Annotated in this window: 10 protein-coding genes; 2 read left to right on the top strand and 8 right to left on the bottom strand. The window is 44.2% G+C overall.

Features of this window, described 5'->3' with window-relative positions:
* Positions 1-109 precede the first annotated feature (109 nt).
* Entirely contained in the window at positions 110-3445 is a 3336-nt protein-coding gene (locus QT998_RS19885) for a non-ribosomal peptide synthetase (RefSeq protein ID WP_333117320.1), read from the bottom strand.
* 621 nt (positions 3446-4066) lie between these two features.
* On the opposite strand from QT998_RS19885, the gene QT998_RS19880 reads away from it, so the two are divergent.
* The gene (locus QT998_RS19880; RefSeq protein ID WP_333117322.1) at positions 4067-5836 is read left to right on the top strand and encodes a DMT family transporter; all 1770 of its coding nucleotides are present in this window, start codon (positions 4067-4069) and stop codon (positions 5834-5836) included.
* Positions 5837-5961: 125 nt separating this feature from the next.
* On the top strand, positions 5962-6522 hold the full coding sequence (locus QT998_RS19875) for a Uma2 family endonuclease (protein WP_333090314.1): 561 nt from the start codon (positions 5962-5964) through the stop codon (positions 6520-6522).
* Positions 6523-6544: 22 nt separating this feature from the next.
* Here QT998_RS19875 and QT998_RS19870 read toward each other — a convergent pair whose 3' ends face one another.
* From QT998_RS19870 to QT998_RS19840, 7 genes are all read right to left on the bottom strand, one after another.
* A complete protein-coding gene (locus QT998_RS19870; RefSeq protein WP_333117324.1) occupies positions 6545-8575 on the bottom strand; it encodes a bifunctional serine/threonine-protein kinase/formylglycine-generating enzyme family protein in 2031 nt (676 codons plus the stop codon).
* Between the two features lie 600 nt (positions 8576-9175).
* Complete coding sequence (locus QT998_RS19865) at positions 9176-9388, bottom strand: type II toxin-antitoxin system HicA family toxin (RefSeq protein ID WP_333091850.1); 213 nt, start codon at positions 9386-9388, stop codon at positions 9176-9178.
* Complete coding sequence (locus tag QT998_RS19860) at positions 9385-9585, bottom strand: type II toxin-antitoxin system HicB family antitoxin (RefSeq protein WP_106146251.1); 201 nt, start codon at positions 9583-9585, stop codon at positions 9385-9387. Before QT998_RS19860 ends, QT998_RS19865 begins: the two co-directional genes overlap by 4 nt.
* A 52-nt stretch (positions 9586-9637) precedes the next feature.
* Positions 9638-9910 (bottom strand): hypothetical protein, encoded by a 273-nt coding sequence (locus QT998_RS19855; RefSeq protein WP_333091848.1) that lies wholly within the window; start codon positions 9908-9910, stop codon positions 9638-9640.
* A gap of 60 nt (positions 9911-9970) precedes the next feature.
* Positions 9971-10354 carry a type II toxin-antitoxin system VapC family toxin gene (locus QT998_RS19850; protein ID WP_190663897.1) on the bottom strand — a complete coding sequence of 128 codons (384 nt, stop codon included), beginning with the start codon at positions 10352-10354 and terminating at the stop codon, positions 9971-9973.
* A complete protein-coding gene (locus QT998_RS19845; RefSeq protein WP_333091846.1) occupies positions 10351-10587 on the bottom strand; it encodes a type II toxin-antitoxin system Phd/YefM family antitoxin in 237 nt (78 codons plus the stop codon). Before QT998_RS19845 ends, QT998_RS19850 begins: the two co-directional genes overlap by 4 nt.
* 115 nt (positions 10588-10702) lie before the next feature.
* The gene (locus QT998_RS19840; protein WP_333117325.1) at positions 10703-11665 is read right to left on the bottom strand and encodes a restriction endonuclease; all 963 of its coding nucleotides are present in this window, start codon (positions 11663-11665) and stop codon (positions 10703-10705) included.
* Between the last annotated feature and the right edge of the window lie 117 nt (positions 11666-11782).

The raw sequence follows: 11782 nt of genomic DNA, 5'->3' as shown, positions 1-11782 counted from the left end.
ATACAAGTATGAACAATGTCAAAAGACAGGCTGTCAAACAGAGATGCTCCCCACTTTTGGACGGTCATTCCACAAAAGAATCAAAATCATCCCGCAATTATGTAAAACCTTAAAATTCCACATCTTCTCGCTCATTTTCGTCAGTTCTGGGAGTATCCAAACCTTTCGCTGCCCAACGCATTGTCTCAATGTATTTTGCCAGACTCGCCACAGTTGGAGCCTCAAACAAACTGCTGACAGATAACTCGACTTGCAAAGCGTCTCGGATGCGAGAAATTAACTGAGTTGCTAGCAGGGAATGCCCACCTAGCTCAAAGAAATTATCGTAGATACTAACCTGCTGTTTTCCCAAAACATTAGCCCAAATTTTCCCGATCGCCTTTTCGAGATCAGTCCGAGGCGCTACATAATTTTCTGTTATATCCTCGCTGTCTGTATCTAGATCGGGCAAGGCGCGGCGGTCTACTTTGCCATTAGGCGTCAGTGGCATATTCTCCAACACTGCATAAGTTGCAGGAACCATATATCCTGGTAACTTTTCTTTCAAAAATTGGCGCAAGTCACTTGATTTTAGATTGTGACTTTCTGATTTTCCATTAATGCCGTCAGGAATAACATAAGCTACCAAATGTTTATCGTCGGGGATGTCTTCCCTCACAATTACTACTGCTTCGCGCACTTGTGGATGCTGGCACAAAGCCGCTTCAATTTCTCCCAACTCGATGCGGTAGCCACGAATTTTTACTTGGTCGTCAACGCGGCCTAAAAACTCGATATTGCCGTCAACCCAATAGCGACCTAAATCACCTGTTTTATAAAGCCTAGAACCTGATTTATTGCTAAAAGGATTGGGAATGAATGCAGCAGCAGTTAAATCCGGCTGGTTGAGGTAGCCTTTCGCCAATCCGTCACCGCCGACGTACAATTGACCCATAACACCGATCGCCACCGGCTGCAAATCCGCATCGAGGAGATAAATTTGCGTGTTGGCGATCGGACGGCCAATAGGGATCGATGTTGCGGTTTCGGGTACGTCTTGCACGCAATAATAAGCCGAAAATGTGGTATTTTCTGTAGGCCCGTAAACGTGAATTAATTGAGTGGTTGGATTTTGTTTGAAAACTTTTTTAACCCATCTCATATCGACCGCTTCTCCACCAAACAGCAAGCAGCGCAGTGAATTAAAAGCTTGCGGTAAAACTCTAGCAATTTGTTGAAATAAGGCAGTTGTTAAAAACAAGACGGTGATACCTTGTTGGCGCAGTTCTAAGGCTAAATCGTGAGGTGAAAGGGTAATATTTGTGCTAATTCCCACGAGTTGAGCGCCGTTAAGCAAGGCTCCCCAAATCTCGAATGTGGCTGCATCAAATGAGGCGTTTGATGCTTGGGCAATTTTATCGGTAGGTTCTATTTTTATATAGTTGGTGTTGAGTACCAGCCGATTTACTGCTTTGTGGGTGACAGCAACTCCCTTGGGTTTTCCTGTTGAGCCAGAGGTGTAAATAACGTAAGCTAGGTTGTCTGCTGTTACGGTGTTGGCAGGATTTTCGGCGCTTTCTTTGGCTATGTGTTCCCAGTCGCGATCGAAGTAAATCACCGAGTTTGAGAAGTCTCGGAAATTCTCAATTAATTTATCCTGAATTAGCAAGACTTTAACTTGAGCATCTTCCAGCATCAAGTTTAGCCGATCGCGCGGATAGCTCGGATCTAACGGTAAGTAGGCTCCTCCCGCTTTCAGTATAGCCAACATCCCGACAATTAGGTCGATCGATCGCTCTGCACAAAGCCCCACTAAAACCTCCGCCCCCACGCCCAGTTTTTGTAGGTAGCGCGCCAGTTTGTTGCTGCGACTGTTGAGTTCTCTGTAAGTCAAATGCTGGCCCTCGAAAGTTAGGGCGACAGCCTCGGGATGCTGCAGGGCCCGCTCTTCAAATAACTGATGAATGCACTTATTTTGAGGATAATCTGTGCGAGTTTTGTTCCATTCTCTGAATAATTGATTCACTTCATCCTCGCTCAATAAAGGTAAGTTAGCAATTCCTTGTTCTGGATTGGCGACAATGCTTTCCAGCAAATTTTTAAAATGCCTCAGCATTCGGGCGATCGTAACTTCATCAAATAAATCCGTATTGTACACAGCTACGCCTCTGAGCCCTTCCGAATCTTTCCACTGTTCGCCGTACCTGCTCCTAAACTTATCCGCAGCTTCCCACAAATGCAGCTCTAAATCAAAGCGCGTTGTTTGAGTCTCCAAATGAAAAGAACTCAACTTTAATTCCGGCAATTCTAGCTCGTCTACAGGCGCATTTTGCAGGCCGAATACCACTTGAAATAACGGGTGGCGATTGAGCGATCGCTCCGGGTGCAATTCCTCAACCAGTTTCTCAAAAGGCAAATCTTGGTGAGCGTAAGCTCCCAGGGTTACTTCCCGCACCCGACCTAAAAAATCTCGAAATGTCGGGTTTCCCGAGCAGTCTGTTCGCAGCACTAAAGTATTGACAAAAAAACCGATTAATGCTTCAATTTCACTGCGGTTGCGATTGGCGATCGGCGAACCTACAACAATATCATCTTGTTGCGAGTAGCGGTAAAGCAAAGTTTGAAATGCTGCGAGCACTGTCATAAATAAAGTCGCTCCTTCTCGCTGCGAGAGCGCTATAAGTGCGTTTTTCAGCTTTTTCGGCAATTCTAAATATTGAGTTTTTCCCCGATAATTTTGCCTAGCTGGTGCAGGGCGATCTGTGGGCAAATTTAACACAGAAATCCCGTGCAATTGCTGCCGCCAATAAGCTAGTTGAGTTTCTAATACTTCACCTTGCAACCATTCGCGCTGCCACTCGGCAAAGTCTGCATATTGAAGTGATAATTCTGGTAGAGGAGATGGCTGTTGATTTATCAAAGCTGTATAGATAGCCTGCACTTCTCGAATTAGCACACCGATCGACCAATCATCGGAGGCTATGTGGTGCATATTTAGCAAGAGAATATGCTCGGTTTCTGTCAGCCGCAGGATGGTGATTCGCATCAGCGGCCCCGTGGATAAATTGAAAGGGCGAAGAGATTCGGCTGCGGTGAGTTTATTTGCTTCTGTTTCCCGTAGTTCGGGTGGCCAATGTTGCAGTTCTAAGAGTTTTAAATTAGTCTTAAAAGTGGCAGAGATTATCTGCACTGGTTTGCCTGATACCGCTGCAAAAGTCGTTCGCAAAGTTTCGTGTCGCTGCACTATTTTGTTGAAAGTTTGCTCTAAGGCTGTTAAGTTGAGGGAACCAGTTAAGCGCAGTGCTGTTACTACATTATAGAAAGGGTTTTCCGGTGCGAATTGGTCGAGAAACCACAAGCGCTGCTGGGCAAATGATGCCGGAAAGACAAACACTTCGGCTTCTGAGGAAATATTCAGTTTTTCTCTATCGTTTGTAAAGAAATTGTCATAAATTTCGGAGGTCATATCTGTTGCTCTTCGGGATAGGATGTGTTAATTTTTTGATGGCGCGGGGTGGCTTTTTGACGGGGCGATCGCCTCTTAAAACTTTCGCGAGTAAAAAAATGACACTTTTAACATCCTCAGAAACCGGGTTTCTCGGAGTTTTGGGTTTAGTGAGGAGAAATTAACCCAGAAACCGGGTTTCTCGGAGTTTTGTGCGAATGCTTAAAGAGAACTTGGGTTGGGAACTCAGCAGTAGCGTTGTCGAATGCAGGCAGATTGCGCTGGAACCCTCATTCTACTGTTGGGTGTCAAAAACTGTCGCTGCCGATTGCGGTCAAAAAATAGAGAAGTGACTGAATCGGGGTTTGGGGCACAACAGCAGCGGCATTCTTTTGGCAAACTGGTGTCAGATGTGAGAATGACCTAGAGCAATCGGTGTACAGGTCAAGCTGTAGTATGATTTCTAATTGCACAAAGTGTTTTTGGGGCGATCGCAATTTTCTCACATCTTCAACCCAAGCGACTAATATTGATTAAACAGTGTCAGGGATCTTTTACAGAAAATGACTGGAAGTTGGGCTCTACTTTGCAAAAATACTTAAGAACACTGAACGTGCAGTTTAAATTAGAGGTTATAGGCTAATGGCGCAGCGGAACGTATACTCGTCAAAAGACGACCCAGGGGATGCACAATCAGCAGAGGAAGTCCTCCACTCAGTGATTCAGGAACTGGACGCTTTGCACCAAAATGTCAAAGGCCAGTTAAATCAGGACATTACTCGGCTCGAAAGTGAAAAAAATCACCTGATTGACGATATTGAAGATCTCAGAGAGCAATATCGCAAATTGCAGTCCCAGCAAATGGAATCTCTGTCTGGGCGATACATTCAGCAGCAGCAATTGTGGCTGAAGCAGTTGGCTCAAGTTTTGGCTCACAATTTGCAGGATTTGTTGGTGCAGCGGTTCAGCGAACTCAGTGCTAACTCGGGACATTCTCTCAGCAGCCCTATTCCCAGCGGCGAATTCCCGATACCGATGCCGCCGAGCAACTACGACGAACGGGCCTCGGAGTTGCTGGCGGCGCTGGATCAAAGGATCGATCGCAGTTTCCAGATGCTCGAACAAGATTTGAGCAGCTACGAAAGCGAGCTTTCCATGCGGCTCAATAATATGCAAACCCTAGAGCGGCAAGGGGAAGAGCTGTTACAAAATCTTGTAAACCGCATCAGGGAAGAACTCGAACAAGAAGAAGAAGAATATCTTGACAATCCTTTCGATGCTAGAGATTCCTATCCCGAAGTATCAGCTAATTCTGTCCGCCCCCCAGCTATAGCGCCAGCACCTGTGGATGCGCCGCGGGACTCTGTGCCGCAGCCTTCTTCAGGTTCTGCTGCAATTGCTCAAGCAGGTTCTCAAGTGCAAGCAGGTTTGATTTTGGCTTTGTCTTCGGCGGTGGTATTGTCGCTGTTTAATGTTTGTTTGAGAATTTTGATTAAAAGCAGAAATCCTCGGATGATTTTTGGCTTGTTTGAAGTTCCGGGGGTGGTAACTCCTGGTTTTGGCAATTCTTTGTTGATTTTGTTGATGCGGCTGATCGTGGTGATGGCTTTGATGCCAATATTGGCAACTTTTCTGTATCCTTCTGTGTGGAAAGATATTAGGCGGTTGTTCCAGTCGGGCGATCGAGCTTTGTGGAGCAAGGTTTTAGGAAGCGCATTTTTTCTGTTTTTGTCTCAGGTTTTGATTTATTTGGCGATCGGCAATATTCCGGCGGGGATTGCGATTACGATTTTCTTTATTTACCCGATCGTCACCGTACTCGGTTCTTGGATCTTGTTTGGCGCTCGCCCAAGCACGATCAGCTTTTTGGCAATCTGCGGAATTACCGCAGGTTTGATTTTAGCCGGCTGGCCGAGTTTTGCAGCGCCAGCTCCCGGCGGCGGCAATGTCGGGGTGGGAGTCGCTGCGGCACTCGGTGCTGGCATTACCTTTGCAGGTTACGTATTGCTGACGCAAATGGCCGCGGGCAAGCTGCACCCGATTCCTTTTAGTTTAGTTAATTTCGCCACGATTTTTGTATTTTCCGCCCTGAGTTTGTGGGTGCCGCTCTCGGAAAATTTAGCTCCTCAAATCGACCCAAATGTATGGCCGGGTTTGATTTTTGGAGGCGTTATTTTAGGGGTGCTGACGCTGTTTAGCTATCTTTTGAACAATTTTGCCATCCGGTTTGCCGGGGCAGCCTTAGCCTCCGTAATTGGCACTTTGGGGCCGGCGATGACCGCACTCTTCGGGTTTGTCATTATCAATGAGAAATTGCAGCCTTTGGCAATTATTGGCATGGCTGTGGTGACATTGAGCGTGGCTGCTATGAGTGTAGAACGCATGGTGGCTCCTCAGAAGAAGGCTAGTTGAGGCAATAATTGTCCTTCATAGTATCAGAACCCCGACTTCTTAAACAAGTCGGGGTTCTGATACCTATCCAATTTAAAATCTAAAATCTAAAATCTAAAATCTAAAATCTAAAATCGATTTGACCTATGACTACAGTCATTAAAATATCGCCCAACTTAGAGGAGTTCCTAAAACTTCCAGAAACAGAGCCAGCTTGCGAATATATCAACAAAGAAATCATTCAAAAACCCATGCCTCAAGGTGAACATAGCAGATTGCAGGGTAAGCTTTGCAATGTAATTAACCAAATAGTCGAAACACCAAAGATTGCTTATGCTTTTCCAGAGTTACGTTGCACTTTCGGCGGTGCATCAATCGTCCCAGATGTAGCAGTATTCCGGTGGGAAAGAATTCCCTTTCTATCATCTGGTAGAATTGCTAACCGCTTTGAGATTTATCCAGACTGGGCGATTGAAATTCTTTCTCCCGAACAAAGCCAAACAAAAGTGCTTGCTAAATTACTTGCTTGTTCGCAACAAGGCACTGAATTGGGGTGGTTAATGATTCCAGAAGAAGAAAGTATTTTAGCGGTATTTCCCGGGCAAAGAGTGGAATTGTACGAAGGTGCAACTGATTTGCCAATACTTAATGGAATTGAGTTAGAATTGACTGTTGAAACAGTTTTTAGCTGGTTGAGTTTTAGTTAAGTTAAAAAGTGCGGATACAATATCAAACAACAGAAACAACCACACGAAAACCCACAATACTAGCCTTACAATCCGGCTGATATCGAAGCCGGCACGCGCTGCGACAATTCGGAGGGCGATCGTTCCAAGAGCCCCCCCGCAATAACCTCAGCGAATAGTCGCCGCCAGACACCCAAACACTGCCATCAACAGGCGCACCTTTATAATTACTGTGCCAAGCATCCGCGCACCATTCCCACACATTGCCGTGGAAATCGTACAATCCGAAAGCATTCGGTTTAAAACTGCCAACATCTGTCGTTTGAAATCGATAAACTCCCTTCGGCGCATCAGCATAATTAGCATTTCCGTTGTAATTTGCTAACTCGCTGGTAATCGTTTCCCCAAAGTGAAACGCCGTCATAGTTTGCCCCCGGCAAGCATATTCCCACTGCGCCTCACTAGGTAAGCTATACTTCTTACCAGTTTTGCGAGAAAGTCTAGCGCAAAACTCCACCGCTTCGTACCAAGATACATTTTCGATCGGTCGATTTACACCTTTAAAACGGGAAGGCTCAGGATTGAGAAACATTTTAATTTCCGGCAGTGCTGCCACTGCTGTCCATTGCGACTGAGTGACTGGAAATTTACCAATATAGAAAGCAGCTAAAGTTACTGAGTGCTGCGGTTTTTCGTCGCTGTCACCCCGATCTTTTTGACTACCCATCAGGAAAGTACCGCCAGGAACAGATACCATTTCCATGACTGTACCGCTGCCGAGATGTTCTTCAAAAAAACGCGCTTTGCGGCTGTTAAGATTAGTTTGCTGCCCGCGATTGTCTACTGTCACTACCTGAAATTCAAAGGTGCTTTTGACAGTAGCAATACTTTGTGTTACTTTGCTCCGAGGCGGATTGCTATGAAATTTTCCACTCGGATTAACCGAGATATTGCTGTTTATTTGTCGGCTTTGCTGGCTCTGACTGTTGAGAGCAAGTTGTTCAATCTCGTTCAAATAAGCATTGAGCGGAGGTAGGGCTACCTTGGGCTGAGCATAATTTAAAGTAAGTTGTCCACCATTACCACAGTGAGGTGGAGGAGGTAGAGAATAGAGATTTAAAGCTTTGATTACTTCATCAGCAGATTGATATCTATTTTTGAGATAATCTTGAATTAATTTATCTAAAATTATTGCTAATTCGCTGCTGATTTTTGTGCCGGCTGGTAAGCGTTCTCTCCAAATCCAGCCGCCGTTAATCGGGTCGTAAAGGTCATCGAAACCGTCAACTTGTGGCAAACATTTAGTTAGCAGTCTGAGACAAGTTATCCCCAAACTATACAAATCGCTTCCGGGGAAAACTTGACCCCGCATTTGTTCTACCGGGGAATATCCGGGCGTGCCTACGGTGGTGCCAACTTTGCTTAGATGGGAACCAGTAACTTGTTTGGAGACGCCGAAATCAATCAAAACTAACTCTCCCCGCCCTCCTCTGCGGAAAGCCGAATTGCGAAAATTTGCAGCTTTTGGCGGGGATGAGCTGGCTGAGGTGCGGCGGCGGATGATATTCTCAAGTTTGATGTCTCGGTGAATGACATGGCGATCGTGCACAAATTTCAAAATTGGCAATATATCTGCCAGTAACTGCCAAATTTTTTCTTCGTTAAAAGCGCCCTGCTGAGTTAATTCAGCCAGTAAATTTTGCCCTTCAATCAATTCTTGTACTAAATAAAGCCGCTTGTCTTGTTCAAAATAAGCAATTAATCGAGGAATTTGGGGATGTTCGCCGAGTTCGTAAAGTCGTTTCGCTTCTTGCTTAAACAGTTCTGTAGCCTTTTGAAGTGCTGATGTTCCCTGAACTTGGGGGGAAAACTGCTTGATGACGCAGGAATCGTCCATGCGATCGATATCTACCGCTTCGTAAGTTCTGCCAAATCCTCCTTCGCCCAACGGCCGAATTACGCGGTAGCGGTTTCTGAAGAGGGGCGTGAGGTCTAATTCGCCGCAACTTTGACAAAACTTAGAGTTGTCGGGATTGAAAGGATTAGAGCACCTTGGATTTGAGCAGTAGAACATATCCTTGGGGAAGAAATGATCCGGTTAAGGTTATCATATATCTTTTCGGGTTACTGATGGATCTGTAACAATTTGCAAGGTGTTCTGGATTGTAATTTAAGTTTTGTCGAGGCGGCCAGGATGTTAAGCTTTGTCGAGGCGGGTTCTCCTGCCAAATCCTGAAGAGTTATAAGAAATCGATTTGAAGATAAAAAATAGTAGTCCGATCGACATCCGTAGCAATTAGTATCAAATTAAACACTCTAGAATTATCGGCTTAATGTTGTGAAGCCAGCATCGACATATCGACCCACTCGTAATTTTGATAACCATCTTGCCAATATTCTCTTCTAACTCTATTTTTTTGCGGATGGTGCTCTCATACAAATGTTTTGCACGACGGGCGACTTCTTCACAACTCAAAAGGATTGTTTGCACACATTTCCTCTTTTTTGTAATTCTTGCTCTTGTTATGGATATGATACTCACTTACTCGGTGCGTTAGCGAAGCCCGCCCCTACGGGGGCTGCGCCAACGAAGAGGATCGCCATTTTTGAAGACAGAACTCTTCGTAGAACAATAATGCTAGAAGCTAAAAGAGCGATCGTACTGAATAGCAGGCTAATATTGCAGATTTTCCTCCGCAATCCCAGCATCTTTGAGAAGACTTCTTAGGGTTCCAGTAGGTAAATCTCTATTGCTATGTACAGGAATAGAGAGAATAACTGCAACCTCCTCTTTTGCGTAGATATGATGGCTACCAGTGATTCTTTTTAGCTCCCAACCATATCCCTCAACGATTTTGCAGAGTGCTTTTCCAGAAACAGATTTCATAGAGATAACTCAATTAACTGTTTATCGGGTGCAAGCTCATTTTGTTGGCTAGCGACTTCAAGCCAACCCTGAACAGCATCTTCAAGCATCTCTAACAACTGTTCGTAACTCTCTCCCCATGTGTGACAACCTGGAAGTGCTGGAACTGAGCCACACCATACGCCATCTTCTTGCCAGATAATCGCTTTAATCTTCATGAGCAATCTCTAATAGCTATATATCCGATCGATATGGATATGATACCAGAAATCACTTACTAACACGCTCCATTACACCACCCAACGAAGCAGCCACATTGTAACCAATACGAATGCCAAAAAGTCGAGCATACGGATGCTTTGCCATCAGACTACGTGCGGCTTTTAGCCCAGTTTTATCAACTTCGTAGTCACCTGTTTCAATATCAATGATGACCATCTTGCCAATATTCTCTTCTAATTCAATTTTTGGGCGGATGGTGCTTTCATACAAATGTTTCGCACGACGAGCGACTTCTTCACGACTCAAAAGGATTGTTTGCATACATTCCCTCTTTTTTGTAACTTTTGATCCTGTTATGGATATGATAGCTCACTTACACTCCTACATAACGCTGACCGAGTAGGCACGAATTGCCCCATCTACTGTCGCAATAGTCAGACCATTCTCTAAAGCTTGACAGATAAGCATTCTGTCAAATGGATCGCGATGTAATGGTGGCAGTTTAGCCAGTTGAGCTACGCTACTTTCATCAAGAGAAAGACTGACAATTTGATGAAGATCGCGCTGTTTGGGTAAATATGTTTCGGGATGCTCCGGCAGAGGTAACTTACCCAACTGGTACTTGACAATTGCTTCCCAGACTGAAACTGCACTCAAATATACCTCATTATCTGGATCGCGAATTGCATCTCGAACATCTGTTGATAACTGGGCGTCACCACTGATGAACCATAAAAAGATGTGCGTATCTAGCAGAATCTTCATTTACCTTCAAATGCACTGAGGATATCTTCCGGCAAAGGAGCGTCGAAATCATCTGGAACGGTAAACTCGCCTGCACACAAACCAAATGGTCGTAATTGCTTGCTGCTAGAAATCGGTCTTAGTTCGGCGATCGGCTTATCTGCAAGCAGGATAACAAAAGTTGCACCTGCTTCCACTTGACGCAGATACTTTGAAGGATCGCGCTGAATTTCGTCAACTGTCACGTTCAACATAAAAATTCCTCAGTATAAAGCTTAATCGAGAATACTCCGCCTCACTCAATTGTAGATGCTCGATACAGTCGGCCTACAACGGGCTTGTTATATCAAGTCCGAGCAATTGCATAATTTAATTGAATTCACAAGTTACTTGATTGCCAAGATTCAGCGTTTCCTGAACTTTTTCTTTCAGCTTATTGAAGTTCATAGAGCATTTTTTATTTCGATTAATTAACTTTATCTCTTCTGATTCGGTCGTTTTTTGACTAGCCATTGTATCACAGTGCAACCCACCATATTTGGGTTTTGACTCAAAAGGTTGAATAGGAGATTTAAAGGCAAGTAGACTTTTGCACCTACTCTCAATATCATCCAATTGCTGGTAAAAAAATTGAACTTTTGACATTAACTCTCTACTACTTCCAGCAAGAAGTAAACGAGACGGGATATCTCCCCATACGCCGCGATTTTGACTAAAGCATGATTGCCATTTTTCCAATAAATCATATTGATTTTGATTAAGAAGTTCCTGAAGTAAGTTGCAGTCTTGCTGTATTTCAAAGCTCAAAAGACAATGAATAGATGCAACCTGCTCACTTATAGATTTCTCTTCATTGCTAAATATCGGTTCCCACTCAGAATAATACTTCTTGAGCAAATCACGATTATTGGGATCTGCCAAGTCATTGCATATATCTTCCCAAAACACTATATAGACAGCGAACTTATTTTCTGCTCCACGCTCTTGATTTAAAGACAGGACAAAATCTTGAAGCTTTGTATCTCTTGATGCCGTAGTTGCAATAATGTACTCACTGAGTGGATATGAAAAGCCTTCTGCTTTGACAATCTCTGCCTTGATTATTTCCTGGGTTAGCTTTTTATCCTTATATCGTTTACACTGAACACCTATATACTTGTCGGAACTGTTTTGCCGACCATAAATATCAATACCGTTTTGTTCCTGCCCACTTCTGCCATATCTCTGTGCATGATTCTCCTGCCATTTTCGTTTATAAATTTCCCATGTAATATCCTCAAACTCATCCCAAGATTTAGGTTTTGGTAAATCACTTGTGGAAGGTGTCGGCATGGCTGCTAATGTAATGTTTTTAACAGATACTCCACTAAGATAGCACAACCACCAAAGAATTCAGTTTCGATCGCCCCACCGAAAAACAAAATAGAAAACCCCCAAACCCGTTTTTAA

The sequence above is a fragment of the Microcoleus sp. S1D4 genome, assembly GCF_036700765.1.
GTDB lineage: Bacteria > Cyanobacteriota > Cyanobacteriia > Cyanobacteriales > Microcoleaceae > Microcoleus.
The sequence above is the reverse complement of the archived record's forward strand: the minus strand, read 5'-3'. Positions and strand labels throughout refer to the sequence as shown.